Source organism: Collinsella sp. AF19-1LB, from assembly GCF_003459655.1.
Classification (GTDB): domain Bacteria; phylum Actinomycetota; class Coriobacteriia; order Coriobacteriales; family Coriobacteriaceae; genus Collinsella.
Genome location: NZ_QRWO01000022.1, coordinates 1 through 19811, shown reverse-complemented (window position 1 = coordinate 19811; position 19811 = coordinate 1). Strand labels below are relative to the sequence as shown.

The 19811-nt window shown below is 60.6% G+C and carries 17 protein-coding genes and 1 other RNA gene; 4 read left to right on the top strand and 14 right to left on the bottom strand.

Going from position 1 to position 19811, the window contains the following annotated elements; genetic code table 11:
- Positions 1–38: 38 nt before the first annotated feature.
- The 3 genes from DWX39_RS07540 to DWX39_RS07530 all read left to right on the top strand — a co-directional run bounded on the left by DWX39_RS07540 (position 39) and on the right by DWX39_RS07530 (position 3065).
- Positions 39–1403, top strand: a complete 1365-nt coding sequence (locus tag DWX39_RS07540; protein WP_117759145.1) for a PFL family protein — start codon at positions 39–41, stop codon at positions 1401–1403.
- 316 nt (positions 1404–1719) lie between these two features.
- A complete protein-coding gene (locus DWX39_RS07535; protein ID WP_233508833.1) occupies positions 1720–2607 on the top strand; it encodes a methyltransferase domain-containing protein in 888 nt (295 codons plus the stop codon).
- Between the two features lie 158 nt (positions 2608–2765).
- The gene (locus DWX39_RS07530) at positions 2766–3065 is read left to right on the top strand and encodes a YhbY family RNA-binding protein (protein ID WP_117563618.1); all 300 of its coding nucleotides are present in this window, start codon (positions 2766–2768) and stop codon (positions 3063–3065) included.
- Between the two features lie 69 nt (positions 3066–3134).
- Here DWX39_RS07530 and DWX39_RS07525 read toward each other — a convergent pair whose 3' ends face one another.
- The 8 genes from DWX39_RS07525 to ssrA all read right to left on the bottom strand — a co-directional run bounded on the left by DWX39_RS07525 (position 3135) and on the right by ssrA (position 12567).
- Complete coding sequence (locus tag DWX39_RS07525; RefSeq protein WP_117759141.1) at positions 3135–6134, bottom strand: BTAD domain-containing putative transcriptional regulator; 3000 nt, start codon at positions 6132–6134, stop codon at positions 3135–3137.
- 447 nt (positions 6135–6581) lie between these two features.
- Positions 6582–7310: a glucosamine-6-phosphate deaminase gene (gene nagB, locus DWX39_RS07520; protein ID WP_117759139.1), complete on the bottom strand. Its 729-nt coding sequence runs from the start codon at positions 7308–7310 to the stop codon at positions 6582–6584.
- A gap of 272 nt (positions 7311–7582) precedes the next feature.
- Positions 7583–8080: a PTS glucose transporter subunit IIA gene (locus tag DWX39_RS07515; protein ID WP_035136902.1), complete on the bottom strand. Its 498-nt coding sequence runs from the start codon at positions 8078–8080 to the stop codon at positions 7583–7585.
- Positions 8081–8151: 71 nt separating this feature from the next.
- Positions 8152–9489: a phosphoglucosamine mutase gene (gene glmM / locus DWX39_RS07510; RefSeq protein ID WP_006234694.1), complete on the bottom strand. Its 1338-nt coding sequence runs from the start codon at positions 9487–9489 to the stop codon at positions 8152–8154.
- A gap of 123 nt (positions 9490–9612) precedes the next feature.
- The gene (rpsI, locus tag DWX39_RS07505) at positions 9613–10008 is read right to left on the bottom strand and encodes a 30S ribosomal protein S9 (RefSeq protein ID WP_022094634.1); all 396 of its coding nucleotides are present in this window, start codon (positions 10006–10008) and stop codon (positions 9613–9615) included.
- A gap of 2 nt (positions 10009–10010) precedes the next feature.
- Entirely contained in the window at positions 10011–10454 is a 444-nt protein-coding gene (gene rplM / locus DWX39_RS07500) for a 50S ribosomal protein L13 (RefSeq protein WP_022094635.1), read from the bottom strand.
- Between the two features lie 192 nt (positions 10455–10646).
- Positions 10647–11525 carry a patatin family protein gene (locus tag DWX39_RS07495; protein WP_117759137.1) on the bottom strand — a complete coding sequence of 293 codons (879 nt, stop codon included), beginning with the start codon at positions 11523–11525 and terminating at the stop codon, positions 10647–10649.
- Between the two features lie 678 nt (positions 11526–12203).
- Positions 12204–12567: a transfer-messenger RNA gene (ssrA, locus tag DWX39_RS07490) on the bottom strand.
- Between the two features lie 239 nt (positions 12568–12806).
- Between ssrA and DWX39_RS07485 the strand changes: the two genes are divergently transcribed.
- Positions 12807–13241, top strand: coding sequence for a hypothetical protein (locus DWX39_RS07485; RefSeq protein ID WP_117759136.1), 435 nt, complete (start codon positions 12807–12809; stop codon positions 13239–13241).
- 58 nt (positions 13242–13299) lie between these two features.
- Here DWX39_RS07485 and DWX39_RS07480 read toward each other — a convergent pair whose 3' ends face one another.
- From DWX39_RS07480 to DWX39_RS07455, 6 genes are all read right to left on the bottom strand, one after another.
- Positions 13300–13815, bottom strand: coding sequence for a PIN domain-containing protein (locus DWX39_RS07480; RefSeq protein ID WP_147336388.1), 516 nt, complete (start codon positions 13813–13815; stop codon positions 13300–13302).
- Positions 13812–14165 carry a hypothetical protein gene (locus DWX39_RS07475; protein WP_117759132.1) on the bottom strand — a complete coding sequence of 118 codons (354 nt, stop codon included), beginning with the start codon at positions 14163–14165 and terminating at the stop codon, positions 13812–13814. The genes DWX39_RS07480 and DWX39_RS07475 overlap by 4 nt, the downstream gene beginning before the upstream one ends.
- A gap of 143 nt (positions 14166–14308) precedes the next feature.
- Positions 14309–16324, bottom strand: coding sequence for a heavy metal translocating P-type ATPase (locus tag DWX39_RS07470; RefSeq protein ID WP_233508831.1), 2016 nt, complete (start codon positions 16322–16324; stop codon positions 14309–14311).
- Between the two features lie 78 nt (positions 16325–16402).
- On the bottom strand, positions 16403–16648 hold the full coding sequence (locus DWX39_RS07465; RefSeq protein WP_055250999.1) for a DUF6110 family protein: 246 nt from the start codon (positions 16646–16648) through the stop codon (positions 16403–16405).
- A 337-nt stretch (positions 16649–16985) separates the two neighbouring features.
- Positions 16986–18662 (bottom strand): Asp-tRNA(Asn)/Glu-tRNA(Gln) amidotransferase subunit GatB, encoded by a 1677-nt coding sequence (gene gatB, locus DWX39_RS07460; protein WP_117759129.1) that lies wholly within the window; start codon positions 18660–18662, stop codon positions 16986–16988.
- On the bottom strand, positions 18662–19811 hold a 1150-nt coding region (locus DWX39_RS07455), incomplete at its 5' end, for an amidase family protein (protein WP_117759127.1). The genes DWX39_RS07455 and gatB, both read right to left, overlap by 1 nt.

Sequence of the window (19811 nt, the reverse complement as noted above, 5' to 3'; positions counted from 1 at the left end):
ATAAGACTATGCTCGTTTTGGCAGATAGGAGCGCAAGGATGGCGATCACGCCCGCAGAAATCGCGGAAACCCGCGGCATGGTTGAGGAGCAGAACCTCGACATCAGGACCATCACCATGGGCATTTCGCTCATGGGTTGCGGTGACGAGAACCTCGACCGCATGTGCACGAAGATCTACGACCACGTGACGCACACAGCTGAGCATCTGGTCGAGACCGCCGAGAACCTCGAGCGCGAGTACGGTATCCCCATCGTCAACAAGCGCGTTTCCGTCACCCCGGTGGCGCAGATCGCCGCATGCTGCAAGGATGAGGACCTCACCCCCATCGCGCATGCCCTCGACCGTGCGGCCGAGACGCTCGGCATCGACTACTTGGGCGGCTTCTCCGCGCTCGTTCAGAAGGGCATCGGCGATGCCGACCGCCGCGTCATCCAGTCCATCCCCCAGGCGCTCGCTACCACCAGCCGCGTCTGCTCCAGCGTCAACGTCGCCAGCCTGCGCGCCGGCATCAACATGGACGCCGTGCTTATGGCCGCCCAGACCATCATCGATGCCGCTAAACTCACGGCCGACCAGGATTCCGTCGGCGCTTCCAAGTTTGTCTGCTTTGCTAACATGGTCGAGGACTCCCCGTTTATGGCGGGCGCCGTCCACGGCGGTGGCGAGGCCGACGCCGTCATCAACGTAGGCGTCTCGGGCCCCGGCGTTATGGCCGCAGCCCTGGAGACGCTGCCCGATTCCGCATCGATGATGGAAGTCGCCGAAAAGATTAAGCAGACCGCCTTTAAGATCACCCGTGCCGGCGAGCTCATGAGCCGCGAGGCCGCCCATCGCCTGGGTGTCGAGAAGGGCATCGTCGACCTGTCGCTGGCTCCCACGCCTGCCATCGGCGACTCCGTCGCGCGCATCCTCGAGATCATCGGCGTGGGCACCTGCGGTGGCCCGGGCACGACCTGCGCGCTCGCCATGCTCAACGATGCCGTCAAGAAGGGCGGCGTCATGGCCAGCTCCAGCGTGGGCGGTCTCTCCGGCGCTTTCATCCCCGTGTCCGAGGACGCCGGCATGATCGCCGCCGTCGAAGCCGGTGCGCTTTCGCTCGAGAAGCTCGAGGCCATGACCTGCGTGTGCTCCGTCGGCCTGGACATGATCGCCATCCCCGGCGACACCCCGGTCGAGACCATCGCCGGCATCATCGCCGACGAGATGGCCATCGGCGTCATCAACAACAAGACCACGGCCGTCCGCGTGATTCCCGCCATCGGCAAGGGCGTGGGTGACTGCGTCGAGTACGGCGGCCTGTTCGGCCGTGCACCCATCATGCCGGTGAACCCCAACGCCGGCACCGTGCTCGCCCACCGTGGTGGACGCTTCCCGGCACCGCTGAACTCGCTGAAGAACTAGCTGAGGGGTTCGGGCGAGGAGCCCCGGGGAGGGCAAATATATAAGGTCGCCTGCTCGGACAGTCCTGACTCGCACGGAGAGCACATTAAGTGCTCTCCGGCTCGTGCGGAACTCGCGATCGACCTTATATATTTGCCCTCCCCGGGGCTCCCGCACAACGGGACCTCGGTTGGGTTCTATCCCGGTTGCAGTTGCTTCGCTCCTGCACCACATGGTTGATACGGCGGTTTGGCGTTGGATCGGTTCTTTCTGAAATATGCTGGTTGCGGCTCTTCTTTTGGGGGGAGTCGCTTTTTTGTTGCTAGGAGGTTGGCCCGTGGTTGATGGGAATGCTCGCTCTGAGCTGCTTTCTGCTGATTGGAATGGCGAATGGATGCGTTTGCAAGCTGGTCGGCGGCGGGCTGATGATTCTTTTGAGTGGGATAAGCGGGCTCGGCATTTTCGGCCGCTTGAGACTGCTCCGTATGCCCGGGACTTTATGAAGCTGTTGGCGTTAAAGCCTGGTGAATCGGTGCTTGATATGGGGTGTGGGGCTGGGTCGATTGCCATTCCGCTTGCTCAGGCTGGGCATCCTGTGATTGCTGCTGACTTTTCCCCTGCTATGTTGGGCACGCTTGATGCTGGCATTGAGTACTATGGACTCGAGGATCGCATTACACCGCTTGAGCTTGCTTGGGATGATGATTGGGATTTGGTTGGACCGGTCGCGAAAGCGGTGGATGTTGCCTTTGCCAGTCGGTCGGTTACGACGACCAATCTAAAAGATGCGCTTGCCAAGCTTGATCGAACGGCTCGTCGGCGTTGTGCTGTCACGATGGTCGCTAACTCCAGCCCGCGCTATGATCTGCACTTGATGAACGCTATCGGCGCCTCGGTTACCTGCAGCAATGGCTTTGTGTACGCCTTCAACATCCTCATTCAGATGGGTGTGTTGCCGCAGGTTACATACTTTGAATCGCCTCGTCGCGATACCTTCGATAGCCTTGAAGCGGGCGTGGCGGATTTTTCCCGTATGCTCGAGCATGGCAACGAGGATAAGATCGACCGTCTGCGCGACTACATCGCCCAGCACATGATTGAGAACCCCCATGCCGGTGAGCCGGGATCCAAGGGCGTGCCGCAGGGGCGCTATATGCTCGATCATGTCCGTAAGGTTCGCTGGGCGTTTATTGCATGGGAACCGGTCTCTGAATCCCGCTCGTAGCCCGTTCACAGCCCGAGCTGCCCATTACCTCGGCATCCGCATTCTTTGCGAACTGGGCAAACGCGCTCCACACCGTGCCGTTCCTGCGCTATCGTGGGACAGCTCACGTAGATTAAGGCCCCGTCGCGGGGCGCCCCATACATAGAAAGCGAGAACCCATGGCACTGACAGGAGCCCAGGTCAAGCAGCTTCGCAGCATGGCCCATCACCTCAACCCCGCCATCATCATCGGTAAGTCCGATGTCAACGAGGGCACCGTCGAGCAGACGGTCGCCTACCTGGAGAAGCATGAGCTCGTTAAGTGCTCCGTGCTCGATGGCTCCAGTCTTTCCGCCCGCGAGGCCGCCGAAGAGCTCTCCGAGCGTTGCCACGCCGAGGTCGTCCAGGTCATCGGCCGCAAGTTCTCGCTGTATCGCGAGTCCTCGCGCAAGGACATCGAGAAGATCAAGCTCGTCTAAGAGCCAATGATCCGGCGAGTCAACACATAGCAAGCTTACGGGTGCCCAAGTACTTCGGGCGCCCGTTTTTTATCGCTCGACCAGCACGCGATTGAGCCGCCCCTCCACCAAGCGCTCGTATAGACGCCGCGTCTCGGGCTCGGGCACGCCATTGACCTGCTCCCTTAGATGGTGCATATGCCCGCTGTACAGCTCGACGATATCGCGCCGCCGCCCCGCCGCACTGTAGACGCGCATGGCGCAGCGCACCATATCCTCACGCGCTGTTTCCTGCCGAAGCCCCGACTCCGCCAGCCAAATCGCCGACTGCAGATCGTTTTCTTCTAGAGCGGCATTTGCTCCCTTAATCATGCAATCGATGTACTTTGACTGCATAATGCGTCGCATACGCAAAAAGTAGGTGGGGTTACAGCCATTGGGAACATACAGCGGTCCGGCATAAAGCTGCTCAATCTTAAGGCACAGTTCAACTAAATGGGGCCCGCGCGCACCCGTGCGATTTCCCAAAACCTCGCGGCTTATCTGGTCAAACAGCCGTACATCGGTCTTGACGTAGTCGCCGTTGAGTCCGATGCATTCATTTTGGATGAGCACACACGACTTGCCATCCGGCGTCGGTCCCAAAGCCGACCGCAAGCGCGATATCGTCGAGTACAGGTTGTTGCGGGCGCTATTGAACTCGGCATGGGGCCACAGCTCCATGGCCAGCGTCTCACGATCGACGAGCGCATCCATGCCCAGCGCAAGCCGCTCGGCAAGTGTCGCCGCCTTCTTGCGCCGCCACATTTTGTCCGTGATGGGAAACCCATCGCGCTCGGCGCGAAACGCACCAAACATGCGAATCTCGATATGGTCGATGGTATCAACGGCTTCAACCTCGCCGGCCTGGAACAGGCGCTCGCCCTCCCCTTCCAGATCGTCGCGCAGCGAGTACCGCGACAGCTCGCGCACGGGAAGCTTCTTGCGTATCCTGGCCGCCGGCTCGCCCAGACAATGCATGGCAAGGCGCGCAAAGAGCCGATACGATGGCTCTAGAATCCCCGCACGATTCATGGACATCCAGGCCGCAAGGTCGCTGTCTCGGCCCGCACAGGCCAAATGCAGCGCCACCATCCAGGCTTCTGCGCCACCAACCTGCGTCTGGCTTATATCGAGTAGCTCCGCTTCCTCGCGCACCGAAACCATCGAGGTGTTACGCAGATATGCCGCGCGCTCCAGCAGCAATGCGTTATCGCGCATATACGCAATCGACTCCTCGGCAAGTTTGAGCACTTGGACCGCACGGAACTTTGCATTAACCGGCCGTCCCTCTGCCAGCGACTGCCAGCCTTCTAGCAACAGGCCAAACAGCTGAATCTGGTTGTCGCGCATGCGCACGGCAAAACGATCGAGCTCGTTGAACGCCGCGTCGTCGGTTACCGGCAAGCCGGAAAGGAGCCGCCGTGCCGCCAACACCATGCGCACCCAGATAGCCATCGCCTTAAGCCCGCGTACGTCGAGCGCCTCCCGCACCACCGTCATCTCGTCGTCGCGCTCGTCGGTTCCCGCAAACGACCCGTCAAAGAGCTCCACCAGCATGCTATCGGCCCGTATAACAATCCCCGCGATGTCGAGCTCGCAATCGTAGGCCTTGCTCGTTTTGAGCTGCTGTAGAACGCCGCCGTCATCTCCCCGTTCGGTCAGGCATCGCTTGACCTCGATATGCGCAGACAACATATCGAGTGCGGTATGGGATGTCTCGATTTCTGGCACGGCCAGGTTCGTAGGGAGCCCAAGCCCGTTGTCCCCATAGCAAACAGCCGTCAGTGTCTGGGCCACCCTCCATGAAACAGGGTCTATTTCGCAGGCCGCCCGTTCGCCCCCGCGCTCGATAACCGATGCCATATAGCGAGCGAGCTTTGTATTGGACACGCTGACCGCTGCCAGATATACGCCAAGCGCCTCGGCAGGCGTTGGCTCTGGAGCCGGATCCTCGGCATCGATCGTGCCCAGCGCTGCTCGGCAGATATCGGCCCCGTGCCCCGTCAGAGCCAGATCGACCCCATACTGCCCAGCAAGTTCAAGGACCGCATCACGGTCCAAAAAGGCGTCCGCCAGGCCCATCGCCGCATCGCATCTACCCGCCTTAAGCAAAATCCGGGCCGCCCTCGGAACAAGTTCGGGGCGAATCTCGGCCACCAACTTACGCAAACGCAAGCGTCCGTTATCCTCCGTGCCCAGACACGTAAAACTCCGCTCGGCGGGATCCAAGCCAAAGATCGGGTAGTCGCGTACAAAGTAGGACTGGTCGACCATCGACAGCCTCACCCCGCAAGCCTCGAGTTCTGCGATATTGCCCTCGCCCATCAAAATCATGAGACATGCCACGCAAAACAGCGCATTATTGTCGAGCGAAGCCAGATCGGCAAGTGCCGCGCCATATACGTTGACAATCTCGTTTTCGAGCAGTCCGGCTACGTCGCCTTGGCCATACAGACCCGTCTGCAATGCCGAAACGAGCTCGGGCACGCCCTGTGTGAGCTGATAAAAGTCGAGCGACGTGCTGATCGAAAACGCCGATGCCCACGCCGAATACTCATAGGCATGTACCTTGAGCATCTGCGCATTGATCTTAACCGAATCGCCCAGCCCGTGAATCAGCTGACGATTTGAAGGACGGCAGGAGATAAAGACCCCTACCCCCATAGCGCGCAGGCCGCGAATCCTGTCGATGAGGTCTTCGGTATCGTGCTGATCGAGGTTTGGCACATTATCAATCGCGATAAGGGAGTGCGGTTTGTCTTTGAGTTCTTCGGTAACCACCTCGAGCTGCATAAACACCTCGCGCCCAATGGCGCGATCGGCCTCGATAATCCGCACGGGGCCTCGCGTCGGGTCGCATTTAACCTCATGGGTGTACTGCAGCAGCACCGAGGTCTTCCCAAACCCGTCGGGCGCATAAAGAACCACGATGCCGGCCTTTCGGCCCTTGGCTATAAGCTCATTCATCAAGCGTTCGCGGCGCACCATATAGCCTCCGCCCAGCGGCATCAGCTCGAGGCCGTCTATACTGCTCAAATCGTTTACCATGCCCGCTCCTCAACTCGACCGTATGGACACTGTAACCGCAAGACCATACAAGCCGCACTATGAATAGAGCGACCTTGTGTTTTAGGTTGTCTTTTGGTACGCAAGCGGCAAGTTTTTGTACAGCAAGGGCCGATTGTTATTAATCCCCCGACTAATCGGTCTTTAAGCAGGTAAATGAGCTTGTCAGCTTGTCCCATCTAAGCGGCAGTGTAACGTAAATGAACAAGGTTCAGCCATGTCATTCAACTCGCCTAGCACCCGCTACCGTCTACGACCTTTTAGTGGCATTTTTGCATAGAATCTGGTATGGAATGAATCAAGCTGTTGGCATCCGGCATTCGTCAAGCTTACGGCAAGATTTTGGTCAAGCGGGCGGAGAGGGATAACAAAAAGGCCCCCGCAATGCGGAGGCCTTAGGCAAGGCTATGTCGAGGTGCAGGATTCGCGCTACTCGCAGAGCGAAAGGGCGGCCTCGTCGGCAACGACAACGCAGTTGGTGTGCAGCTGCAGGATCGAAGCCGGGCACTCGGGCGTAACCGGACCATAGCACATGTCGTGCACGGCCTGAGCCTTGGCCTCGCCGTTGGCGACGACCAGGATCATGCGGGCATACATGATGGTCTGGGTACCCATGGTGTAGGCCTGACGGGGCACGTCGTCGATGCTGTCGAACAGGCGGCTGTTGGCCTGAATGGTGCTCTCGGTGAGGTCGACGCAGTGCGTACCCTTGGAGAAGTGGTCATCGGGCTCGTTAAAGCCAATGTGACCGTTGTTGCCAATGCCGAGCAGCTGCAGGTCCGGGTAACCGGCGGCAGCGACGATCTTGTCGTACTCGGAGCAGGCAGCGGCGGCGTCGGGGTTGGAGCCATCGGGCACGTGCGTGTTGTTCAGATCGATATTGATGTGATCGAAGAAGTTCTCGCGCATAAAGTAGTGATAGCTCTGGGGATCGTCGTGCGAAAGGCCACGATACTCGTCCAGGTTATAGGTGCTGACCTCGGAGAAGTCGATGTCGCCCTTCTTGTACCAAGCAGCGAGCTGATTATAAGCGCCAATCGGGGTGGAGCCGGTGGCAAGACCAAGCACGCAATCGGGCTTGAGGATAACCTGGGCCGAGATGATATTAGCGGCCTTGCGGCTCATATCCTCGTAGTCTTTAGCTTTAATGATCTTCATTACGCGTCCTTTCTCGTACAAGAGAGGCAAGGCTCCCTTTACAAGCACTTGCCCGCGGCCCGCGTCGGCCGCAACCAACGTGTGCGGCCACCAGGGCGAGGTCGCGTAATGTATGTGTCTCGTGTCTAGCCGCGTCGAGGCCCCTGCCCGTCCACGGTGACCCAAAGCTGTTTAGCTTCGGACGTTTCCCATCTTGCCACGGAGGGCGCCCTCTTTCAAGGGTGCCCTCCGTAAACGTGATTGAATTGTAGGCTAAAGGCCAAGCGGAGCGACTAGCGCTCACGCGCGACGATGAGCTGGTCCATCTCCTCGACATGCTCTCCAACGGAGCCCTTAATGCTCGAGAACTCAACGGAGTTGCACACCAAGATGGGAACCGTCACATCGTAGCCCTCGGCAGCAATTGCCTCGCGATCGAACTCAATAAGTACATCGCCCTTATGGACGATGTCACCCACTTGCGCATGTACGGTAAAGTGTTTGCCCTCGAGCTGAACAGTGTCCAAACCAACGTGGATGAGCACGTCCAGGCCATCGACCGTGTTAAGCGCAACGGCGTGTCCCGTGGGAAAAATGGCCTCGACCTTGGCGTCAGCCGGTGCAATCACACGCGTTCCGGTGGGCTGAATCGCCACGCCCTGGCCCAAAAGGCCGGTGGCAAACGTCTGGTCATTGACCTCGGACAACGGAATGACGTCGCCCGAGATAGGAGCATCCAGCGTAAGGACTCGACCACGCATACCAAAAGACCTTAGGACTTTAGTGAACATGCTCCCCCTCGGACATACTAATCAATCAAAATAACCTTGACAGTTTACCACTTGGCACCGGTTTTTGACCATTAGGGAAGTTCGCGCTTGACAACCTCGACGATGTCGTCGACAACGCGCTGGGTCAGCTCGTGCGTCTCGGCCTCGGCCATCACGCGGACCAGCGGCTCGGTACCGCTCGGGCGCACCAGAATGCGGCCGCGGCCGTCAAGCTCCTTCTCGGCAGCAGCGACGGCATCCCAGATGGGCTGGCAATCGTCCAGACCGGCCTTGTTGTCGGAATGCACGTTGACGAGTACCTGCGGGTACTTCTTCATGATGCCGGCAAGATCGGTGAGGGTACGACCGGTGCGCTTGAGCACGGCCAGCAGCTGCAGAGCCGTCACCAGGCCGTCGCCGGTGGTGTTGTGCTCTAGGAAGATGATGTGGCCGGACTGTTCGCCGCCGATGACGGCGCCGTCCGCGAGCATGCGCTCAAGAACATAACGGTCGCCCACAGCGGTCTGAACCATCTCGAAGCCCTGCTCCTTCATAGCGATGGAGAAGCCCAGATTGCACATGACGGTCGAGACGATCTCGGAGTTGGCGAGCTTGCCGCGAGCGGCAAGGTCAGAACCGCAGATAGCCAGGATGTAGTCGCCATCGATCTCGTTGCCCTCGCTGTCCACGAACAGCACGCGATCGGCGTCGCCATCGTGGGCCAGGCCGATATCGGCGTGGGTGCGCAGCACGAGCTCGCGCAGGGGCTCAAGGTGAGTGGAGCCGCACTCAACGTTAATGTCAGTGCCGCAGTAATCGGTGTTGATGGCATGGACCGTGGCACCCAGGCGCTGCAGCGCGGCGGGCGTAGTCTGGCAAGAAGCACCATGGCCGCAGTCGACGGCAACGACCAGGCCGTCGAGCCTCAGGCCATCAAGCGTATCGATGGCGTGGTCGACGTACGCCTTGCGAGCGTCCTTCATCTTGATGATGTGGCCCACGCCGGCACCGGTCGGCAGCGTATCGGCAGCCATGGCCTCCTCGGACATGACCCAAGCGCTGATCTCTTCCTCGACAGCATCGGGAAGCTTCATGCCCTTGCGGCTAAAGAACTTGATGCCGTTGAACTCCGGAGGATTGTGCGAAGCAGAGATGACGATGCCGCCGTCGAGCTCATTTTGGACAGTGAGCAGCGCCACGGCCGGCGTAGGGATAACGCCGCAGCAATGCGGGCGGCCGCCCTCGGCCATGATGCCGGCGGTCAGAGCGCTCTCGAGCATGGTGCCCGAAAGACGCGTGTCGCGGCCGATGCAAATGTCCGGACCAAGGAACTTGGTCGCCGCACGGCCAAGGCGAAACGCGAGGTCACACGAGAGGTCGGCGTTGGCGACGCCACGGACGCCGTCGGTACCGAAGATGTTCTGGGGCATAGGATCGCTCCTTCCCAAGTAGGCAAAACACAGTCGCCCACTCTAGTCGAAAATGAAAAGCGGGACCCGCCGAGCAATCGGCAGGCCCCGCTTGTACATTGTATCTCGTAAGGAGATAAAACCTTAGCGCTTGGAGAACTGGGGAGCGCGGCGGGCCTTCTTGAGGCCGTACTTCTTGCGCTCGACCACGCGAGCATCGCGCGTAAGGAAACCGGCCTTCTTAAGGTCAGCACGGTAGTCGCCAGCGTTCAGAAGAGCGCGAGCGATGCCCAGGCGCAGAGCGCCGGACTGACCGGAGATGCCGCCGCCATCGCACAGAGCGATAACGTCGAACTGACCGGCGGTGTCGGTCACCTTAAAGGGAGCAAGGGCGTTCTCAACGAGCTGATGACGGCCGAAATACTGCTCGGCGTCACGCTTGTTGATGGTCACCTTGCCGGTGCCGGGGACGAGACGGACGCGGGCGACGGCGTTCTTACGACGGCCGGTACCCTGGTAGACAACGGTGTTCTCAGCCATCTTTAAGCCTCCAGCTCAATCTTCGTGGGGTTCTGGGCAGCATGCGGATGCTCGGCACCAGCGTAGACCTTAAGCTTGGTCATCTGGGCACGGCCGAGGGTGGTCTTGGGCAGCATACCGCGAACGGCGCGCTCGATGACCTTCTCCGGGTGCTTCTCCATAGCCTGGCGGAAGCTCTCAGCCTTGAGGCCGCCGTTGTAGCCGCTGTGGCGATAATAGGTCTTCGTGTCGGCCTTGTTACCGGTAAGCTGGACCTTATCGGCGTTGATGACGACGACGAAGTCGCCGCAGTCGCTGTTGGGCGTGAACTGGGGCTTGTTCTTACCGCGCAGGATCATTGCGATCTGGGTGGCAAGACGGCCCAGGACAGCACCATCGGCGTCGACGAGAACCCAGTTGCGCTGGACCTCGCCCTGCTTGGCGTAGTGAGTCGATTTCGAAATCACTTAGACTCCTCCATGTACAGTACGTGTTGTTACAGAGATTCACGGGGCTCTGCAAGTAACCCGTCCATATTACCCCGCTCGCCGTACGAGTCAACAGGTATTTTGGCTCCGACCAGAGTTTCTGCACATGTCATCCACGAGCCGTGATTTTCCAGCTCTTTAGCTGTTGTCATTTTTGAGGGTTTGCCGTCGCTAGCGTTCAACGAACTCTTGGATTTCCGCGAGCAGGCGCTTTGCCTCCTGACGGCCCTGGATATACAGGTCCAATAGCTTTGCCGGGTCGTGTTCGACATGGCCGACCTCGACCGGCTTTTGCGGAGCGACGACCAACGCACGGCCCTCGCGCTCATACTTCCACAGGTGCATGCGCTGGATGTTGTAACGGTCGTGGCGCGTCTCGATAGCCTCGAGCAGATAGGGGTAGTCGGCATAACGCGCACGCGCGGCCGGCAAAAACTCGTAGGGCTTTTTCTCATACGAACGGTCCTGCGTGACGATGACGACCGCACGGTCGAAGCCCGCCTCCTCGAGCACATGCTCGATAGGAACCGAATCGGCCACGCCGCCGTCGACGTATTTGTGCCCGTCAATCTCGACCGGCGGCGTCACCAGCGGCAGCGAGGTCGAGGCGCGCACGGCGTCGAGATCGAGCACGGCGCTTTTGACCGGGAGGTACGTGGCGGTTCCAAAGAGCATGTCCGTCGCGACAGCGTACATCTCGATGGGGCTCGCGTCGAAGGTCTCGTTGTCAAAGGGATCCAGGCGGTCCTGGACATCGTTGAAGATAAAGTCGTAACCCACAATGGAGCCCGTGGACGCAAACGATGCGGCGCCCATGAAGCGGTTGTCGTTGCAGAAAGCCAGGTTGATGCGGTTGGCACGGCCGATCTGGTGCGACTTGTAGTTCACGCCGTTGAGGGCGCCGGCCGATACGCCATATACCGCCGGAATCTCGACGCCGGCCTCCATGAGAACGTCGAGCACGCCCGCGGTAAACTGCCCGCGAAAACTACCGCCCTCCAAGACGAGCGCGACCTTGCCGGCGTTCTTTGCCTTATCTTCTGCAGTCATATTGACCTCCTGCGATTGCGTTTTGGCCTTCTTCTACCCAGTTTTGGGATGGAGGGCGCGCAGGTTTTTCGAGGCGGCAGGTGCAGCGGAAAGTGCGTCCCAGTTTGAGGCGGGATTACGGGATGCGCTTTCCGCTTGGACCGCCGTTGGGAAAGCGCGACCCGTTCTGAGCGCGGATTCCGGGATATACTTTCCGCTAGCCATTCATTTGGAAATTGCATCCCATTCCGAATGAAGATTCCGGGATGCAGTTTCCGCTTGAGGCGTCATCCGGAAACTGCACCCCAGTCTGAGCCGGAATTCCGGGATGGATTTTCCGCCTGGGCCGCCGTTAGGAAAGCGTGTCCCACCCTGCGTTGCCGTAGCGTTTGCTTAACGTCCGCGCCCTAAACAGAGTTCGATTCTCCGCGGATGAAGGGGATCTGTCGGCGCGGGGCACAGCCAGCAGAAATGCCGTCGGCAGCACATCTGTTTTGGCTGGGGCTTTGCGCGGAGAATCCGCGTATTTGCTTCGCAAATCCGCACCGGCTTCGGCCGCCTGCCGGCGTCCTCGCCCGCGGGCTAAAAACGCTTACGCGTTTTCTTTACGCCCGCGCCCTGCACAGAGTTCGATTCTCCGCGGTGCGGACAAGAAATAAAAAGGCAGGTAGATATGAGTATCTACCTGCCTGTTACTTATGGTGGAGGCGCGGAGAATCGAACTCCGGTCCACGAAAGCCCCCTGATTGGCATCTCCAAGCTCAGTCGCTGGTTTAGTCTCGGACGCTTTGCGCGCAGCGACACGCTCGCGGTGTCCTAACCGGTTCGGTCTTAGCCTGCGCCATACCGATTACGTGCGCAGGAGCATTCCCCTAACATGACGTCGCGCCGGTGTCGGGGAAATCACCGGGTTGACGCGCCGCTATAAACTAAGCAGCGAGAGCCATAGGCTCAAAAGAAGAGTTGTTGTCAATTCAATTTGACGGTACCCCTGTTTAACGAGGCGAGGAGACCTCGGCTTGCTTCCTCTCTCAGAGCTATCGTGTCGAAACCAGTCGCCCCCGAATGTCGGGAAAGTCTGGATGGCATCGGGCCTGCAAACACCCGATAACCGTCGACTTTTCAAGGAACACGCGGGGCGAGCCCCGCTTGTGGAGTGCTATCTTACCACGTTCTAAAGGCAGACAGCTGTTCTATGCACGAGCTGTGAAGACCCCAATGTGCGCCGCACTTCACACTTTTGCCACCGAACGCGTCACGTATATTTTCGCCAAGCAAAATTGACCCGTCGAAAGGACCGTTATGGATACCAAGCAGCAACTCGTCAATGCCCTCGCAGGCCTGGGCTCAACCATTACCGAAGCTATGGATGTCATCGAAGGCTTTGTCCCCTGCGGACATCCCGCCCTCACGGTATCGAACGCACTCGTCGCGCTGGACGCTGACGATGATGCAGCTCTCGCCCAGCAGCTTGAGACCGTCGAGAGCTTTATCGACCACGTGAGCGAAAACCGCGGCGTGACCGCCTACCACGGCGTCGAGGTCGAGCTCGCAGGTCCCAAAGCCGATCTGCTCGCAGCAATCCGCGAGGCAGGCGCCCTTATGCAGACCGCAGGCGTCAAGAACACCCAGGTCAACGAGTGGGTCTACCGAAGCCTGGCAGCACTCGACAGCTCCGACGAAAAGGCAGCCGAGCAGCTCGCAGAAAGTCCCGCCATTAAGGCCGAGCTTTTGTAAATAGCAGACGCGGGCCCCTTGGCGCATCGTCGTCCAAGAGGCCCGCAAACAGTTCGCGTCAACCGATAGCCGCGCCGCCGCGTTCGGCCAAAGCAAGAATCGGTATCATCTGGCGCGGGGTCTTTGCTGCAAGATCGGCATGTTCGAGCAGTTTGCGATCGTTGGTCACCAAGTAATCGACCTGCGCGCGCTTGCACGCGGCGAGCACCAAGTTGTCCTCGTAATCGCGATGGAGCGCTAAGTATTTGTCGGCCAGCCAAAGGTCCGACGCATCTGCACCCACGGCCGTGGCGTTTTCGGTCATATTCCGAATAAACGCCAGCGCCGCATCGCCAATCGCGCGGGCAGAAGCCTCGTCGAGCGCTCCCCCACTGGCAAGAACGCTGCGCTTCAGTTCGTGTTGGACAACGTACAGCACGTCCTTGGCGATATGCACTGGAAAGAACAGCGATGCCCCCGTCTCCGTCGCCTGTCCAATAAACGCACGCGCGGCAAGCGACTCGGCATGGTCAACGCAAAACGAATCAACCCATACGTTGGCATCCACCATTATTTTGAGGGGAGCCCCGCTCACAGGATCATCCCCTTTTGGCGATAGCGCTCATCCATGGCTTCGGAATAGATTGTGTCCCAATCGCGATCGTCGGATACGGGCGACGTAGCGATGCCAAGGTCCGCGTAAAGCTGATCCGCCGCCGCCCATGATGCGGCGAACGGAGTATCGGGCGCGACGGTCCGCTGCCGGTCGTCGACGGCCGCAAGCACTTCCTCGCACTGCCCGCCACCCTGCGCGACCTTGGCCACCACCTTTTTGATGAGCTCGGGCAGTGACCCGCCCGAAAGCCGCAGCACCTCCTCGGCACGGTTCTTGACCTGGCGATCCACGCGAACGTTCACCTGCGCCATGCCGCTAACAGCACCCACGTCGATTCCGCTCCCTTCAATTGCTAGCACCGCTAGCAACACTATATAGAGAAGCTAGCACATGGTCAAATGCAAAAAGCCTGCGCCTGGACGACACCGATGCCGTCTGGGCGCAGGCCAGATAACGTGGGCGAACACGTCTGCTAACGCAGGTACGCCTTCGCGTTGCTCAGGCTGTAGGCAATCGTCGAGCCGTTGTGCAGCAGCGACGACGCCTGCGGGGTTATCGTTCCGGTAATGCCCAGTGCCAACAGCGCTGAGTTGGTGAGCATCACCTTAGAGTAGGAGCTCGTCAGACGATCAACGAGGCCCTGACTCATGCGGCGCAGGCGCACGATCGCGGCGAGATCCGTGTCGGCCAGGATGATATCGGCGACCTCCTTGGCGATGTCGCTTCCGCCACCCATCGCCAAGCCCACGTCGGCCAAACCGAGCGCCGGCGAATCGTTGACGCCGTCGCCCACCATGGCAACATGGCGCCCCTCGCTCTTAATGCGCTCCACATAGGCGTACTTGTCCTCGGGCAGCAGTTCGGCCTTAAACTCGTCGACACCCGCCTCGCGCGCGATGCGCTCGGCCGTGCGCTCCGAATCGCCCGTGAGCATAACGACATGCTTGATGCCCAGCGCATGCAGGTCGGCAATAGCCTCACGGACCCCGGGCTTGAGCGGATCCTCAATGCCGAGCACGCCGACGACCGTGCCGTCGACCGCCAGATACAGCGGCGACAGGCCCTGCATCTGGGACTCGATTTGCTCTTGCGTCTCTGCCTCTAGCTGGGCATGCTCGTCCTCAAACACAAAATGCGCCGAACCGATGATTGCGCGACGATCCTCGATGGACGAAGCGATGCCGTGCGCCACGATGTACTCGACGGCAGCATGTCGCTCGCGATGCTCGAGGCCACGCTCGCGGGCGGCGTTGACCACAGCGCGTGCCACCGGATGCGGAAAATGCTCCTCCAAGCAGGCGGAAAGGCGCAGAACCTCGTCCTCGCTCCAGCCATCGGTGGTGAGCACACAGGCAAGACGCGGCTGCGCCTCGGTGAGTGTGCCGGTCTTATCAAACACGATGGTGTCGGCCTTGGCAAACGACTCAAAGTACTTCGCGCCCTTGACCATGACGCCCATCTTGGCAGCATCGCTCATGGCAGTCATGACGGCGACGGAACCCGTTAGCTTGAGCGCGCACGAGTAGTCGACCATCAGCGCCGCCGAGGTCTTAATGAGGCTACGCGTAGTGAGAGCGACAAGGCCCGCGAGCAGGAAGTTCCACGGGACGATCTTGTTGGCGAGGTCTTCCATGTGCGACTGGCCCTCGGACTTGAGCGAGTCGGCCGTCTGCACGAGTGAGACAATCGAGCGCAGCTTGGTCTGTGCCGTGTTGGCGCGCACGCGCACCAAGATGCTGCCGTCTTCCACGACGGTACCGGCGAACACGTCGTCGCCCACGCTGCGCTCGACGGCCAGCGGCTCGCCGGTCAGGGTCGCCTGGTTGACCATGGCGCTCCCCTGCTCGACCACGCCGTCGATGCAAATGGACATGCCAGTACGCACGGCGACCAGATCGCCGGGCTCAAGCTCGGTCGCGGCAACGCTTACCTCGGTGTCGCCGACGACCTTTTGCGCCTTGTCGGGCACATCGAGCAGCGAGTTGATGAGCTCGTTTTCGCTCATGGCGCGGGTGTAGTCCTCGAGCAACTCACCCACGTTGAGCAGGAACATCGTCTGGCCCGCGGTGTCAACATCACGTTTGACGAACGAAATGCCGATGGCCGAAGCGTCGAGCACGGGAACGGTCAGGCGCGGCTGCGCGAGCTCACGGAGGGCAGCGCGCAAAAATGCCATGTAACCGGCCACGACAAACACCGCACGCAGGGGCGTGGGCAAAAACCAGCGACGTGCGTAATGGGCACCGACGAGTGTCGCCAGGTCCATAACGAGTTTGTGCTTGCGCGGCTCAAGCTGCATCACGTAACCCGTCTTTGCGTCGGCAATGGCCTGAGCGTCGAGCGCACCGACGGCGGCCAGCACGGCATCGCGACACGGCTCATCATATTCGAGCGCTAACTGGCCAATACGGCCATAGACGCGCACCTTGCGCACGCCGTCGATGTCACCACTGAGTTTAAGAAGCGCATCGAGATCGCTCTCTGGCACAGGACCCGCCAACTGGAGGCGGGTCCTGCCGGGGATCTCGCTGATAATCGAGAATCTCATAGTTTGTGCCTAGGAGCGCTACTCGGCTGCCTCGTCAGCAGCGGCCTCGCTCTGGGTGATGTAAGCAGCCTCGGCAACCATGTCGTCGACATTAGCCTTGGCCTGCTCGACCATGTCCTGGTAGCCGTTCTTGATGCGCATGCCGCACGCAATGCCCTGAACGCAGGCATTCTTGACCGGAGCGCTGGTAAGCAGCTTGATGCCGGCCGTGCCAAGCAGAAAACCGCCACCGACAAGCAGGGTATTGAACGTCGACTTCTTCATGTTGCTTCTCCCTTTTGCCGCATTGGACGCGGCATGGTGCTTCAGCACCCGAGTAAACAAGTTTGCTCGAGCACACTTTTGGAAAATAGTTTAGTTTATCTAACTATTAAGTTCAACAAAGGTTAACTTTTTGGAAACTATGGGGTCCAAATTCCATTCAGCCCACCTGACCCGAACGGCCGAGTCGTTGCAGAACCCGGGAGCCCCGGCAGGGCGGGTGCTTGCTCAAAATGAGTTCCGCACGCAAAGAAGGCCACTTAATGTGGCCTTCGTCTTGCGCAGGACTGTTCGAAATTTTGAGGAAGCGCCCGCCCTGCCGGGGCTCCCGGGTTCCCGTTTACGAGAGCGACGTTCTCAGCAACTCGTTGAAGAGCTTCGGGTTGCCCTTGCCGCGGCTTGCCTTCATGCACTGACCCACCAAAAAGCCGATGACCTTCTGGTTGCCGTCACGATACTGCTGTGCCTGCTCGGCACAGTTTGCCAACACCTCGTCCACAATCGGCTGCAGCGCGCCGGCGTCGCTCACCTGACGCATACCGCGCTCGTCGACGATCTTGTTGGGGTCGTCACCGGTCTGGGCCATGGCCTCAAAGACCTCGTGCGCCTGGTTGGAGCTAATGGCATCGGTCGCCAACAGCTTGGCAAGGGCTGCCACCTGAGTCGGCGCAATACCGGACTCGGCGAGTGACACACCCGCGCCCTTAAGGTAGGCGATCATCTCGTTGACCAGCAGGTTTGCGACCGTCTGGGCCTCTTTGCCAGCCATACCGGCAGCGGCGGCCTCAAAGAAGTCGGCAAACTCGGGGTCGCCGGCGATCTGCTCGGCGTCGGCCGTCTTAATGCCAAAGTCGGCCTCAAAACGGACGCGCTTGGCATCGGGCAGCTCGGGGATCTCGCCACGGCAGCGGTCGATAAACTCATCGTCCAGATCGAACGGCGCCAGATCGGGGTCGGGGAACAGACGATAGTCGTCGGCCGTCTCCTTCACACGCATGACCACGGTGCGCTTGCGGCTGGGCTCCCAGTGACGGGTCTCCTGGTAGATAATGCCGCCCTCCTCGAGCACCTCGGCCTGGCGGCAAATCTCGTAGGCAAGGCCATCGTGCAGGCTCTTAAACGAGTTGAGGTTCTTGAGCTCGGTCTTGGTGCCCAGCTTGGTCTCGCCGCGGCGACGCAGCGAAACGTTGCCGTCGCAGCGCATGGAGCCCTTCTCCATGGAGCAGTCCGAAATGCCCAGCGTCACAAAGATGCGACGGAGCTTCTCCATAAACAGACGCGCTTCCTCGGGCGTGCGCAGATCGGGCTCGGTGACGAGCTCAATCAAAGGCGTGCCGCAGCGGTTGTAGTCGACGAGCGACTCGGCAGCGGCGGTAATGCGGCCCTCGGCACCGCCCACGTGGACCATCTTGGCGGCATCCTCCTCCATGTGGATGCGCAGGATGCGGATGGGCACCGTGTAGGAACCGTCCTCGCGGCGCTCAGGCATCTGCAAGCTGGACGCGTCATAGCTGGCCAGATGGCCGGCACGCTGGTTGCCCTCGCGCATGGTCGACGTCATGGACGTGGACAGGCCCTCGGCGTTGGCCGAGGCGCTCGCCAGACTCTGGGCCTCGGCCTCACCAAACGCGCAATCGGGGCGCTCGGCGGCACCGCGACCGGTCACGTCCAGGTCCAGGTGACCGTACATGGCAAAGGCGACCGGACCCTGCGTGGTCTGGAAGTTCTTGGCCATGTCGGGATAGAAGTAGTGCTTGCGGTAGAACATCGAGTGGCGCTGGATCTCGCAGTTAGTCGCGAGACCGGCCTTGACGATGCTCTCGATGGCGCGCTTGTTGGGCACCGGCAGCGCACCGGGCAGGCCCAGGCATACCGGGCACACGTTGGCGTTGGGCTCGTCATCGTGGCTGAGCTTGCAGTTGCAGAACATCTTGGTATCGAGTGCGGTGAGCTCGGTATGGATCTCCAGGCCAATCACGGCCTCCCAATCCTGCAGGACCTCGGAAAGCTCCTTCATTACAGCTCGCCTCCCTTCCCGGCAAAATCGGGCGCGACGGAAAGCGCGGGCGCGCCCGTGGCGGTATCGGCAAAGCCGCGCTCCAGGGCACGGGCAAACGTGAGCAGCTGACGGTCCTTAAAGGCGGGCCCCACCAGCTGGGCAGAAACGGGCAGATGAGTATCCTCGCCCAGGCCCAGCGGCACCGAGATACCGCCGTTGCCGCAAATGTTGAGCGAGATGGTGTACAGATCAGAGAGATACATCTGCGTGGGGTCGCTGATCTCGCCAAACTTAAAGGCCGTGCGCGGCGATGCGGGCATGAGGATGGTGTCCACCTTGGCATACGCGGCGTCGTAGTCCTGCGTGATGAGCGTGCGGGCCTTTTGCGCAGCGTAGTAGTACTTGTCGTACACGCCCGAGCTCAGCAGGTAGGCGCCGAGCATCTGACGGCGCTTGGCCTCGGCGCCAAAGCCGTGGGCGCGCGACAGCGAGCTCTGGTCGGACAGGTTGGCGCAGCCCTCCTCCTGATAGCCGTAGCGAATGCCGTCGAAGCGAGCCAGGTTGGAGAACGCCTCGGCCGGGCCGATGACGTAGTAGGCGGCGATGGCGGCGTCCAGGTGCGGCAGGTCGACCTCGACCAGCTCGGCACCCTGGTTCTGCAGCTCCTGGGCGGCGCGCTGAACAGCGGCCTTGACCTCGGGCGTCAGGCCCTCGGCCTCCATAAACGCAGGGATGATGCCCACGCGCTTGCCCTCGATGCTGTCGTTGAGATGCTCGGTAAAGTCGACGGCGCAATCCTGGCTGGTGCAGTCGTACGGATCGTGGCCCGCGCCGGTAAGCGCGTTCATGGCCAGCGCGACGTCCTCGACCGTGCGGCCAAAGGGGCCAACCTGGTCCAGCGACGAGCCAAAGGCAACCACGCCGTAACGGCTCACGGCGCCATACGTGGGCTTAAAGCCCCCCACGCCGCACAGCGACGCCGGCTGGCGAATGGAGCCGCCGGTGTCCGAGCCCAGCGAGAGCGCGACCTCGCCCGCGGCGACGGCTGCAGCGGAGCCGCCCGAGGAGCCGCCGGGCACGCGCTCGGTATCCCAAGGGTTGTTGGTGCGGTGGAACGCCGAGCTCTCGGTGGAGCTGCCAAAGGCAAACTCGTCCATGTTGGCCTTG

Coding starts and splice junctions, on each gene's coding strand:
- DWX39_RS07540 (WP_117759145.1), top strand. CDS start 39: ATGGCGATCACGCCCGCAGAAATCGCGGAAACCCGCGGCATGGTTGAG.
- DWX39_RS07530 (WP_117563618.1), top strand. CDS start 2,766: ATGGCACTGACAGGAGCCCAGGTCAAGCAGCTTCGCAGCATGGCCCAT.
- DWX39_RS07525 (WP_117759141.1), bottom strand. CDS start 6,134: ATGGTAAACGATTTGAGCAGTATAGACGGCCTCGAGCTGATGCCGCTG.
- nagB (WP_117759139.1), bottom strand. CDS start 7,310: ATGAAGATCATTAAAGCTAAAGACTACGAGGATATGAGCCGCAAGGCC.
- DWX39_RS07515 (WP_035136902.1), bottom strand. CDS start 8,080: ATGTTCACTAAAGTCCTAAGGTCTTTTGGTATGCGTGGTCGAGTCCTT.
- glmM (WP_006234694.1), bottom strand. CDS start 9,489: ATGCCCCAGAACATCTTCGGTACCGACGGCGTCCGTGGCGTCGCCAAC.
- rpsI (WP_022094634.1), bottom strand. CDS start 10,008: ATGGCTGAGAACACCGTTGTCTACCAGGGTACCGGCCGTCGTAAGAAC.
- DWX39_RS07495 (WP_117759137.1), bottom strand. CDS start 11,525: ATGACTGCAGAAGATAAGGCAAAGAACGCCGGCAAGGTCGCGCTCGTC.
- DWX39_RS07485 (WP_117759136.1), top strand. CDS start 12,807: ATGGATACCAAGCAGCAACTCGTCAATGCCCTCGCAGGCCTGGGCTCA.
- DWX39_RS07465 (WP_055250999.1), bottom strand. CDS start 16,648: ATGAAGAAGTCGACGTTCAATACCCTGCTTGTCGGTGGCGGTTTTCTG.
- gatB (WP_117759129.1), bottom strand. CDS start 18,662: ATGAAGGAGCTTTCCGAGGTCCTGCAGGATTGGGAGGCCGTGATTGGC.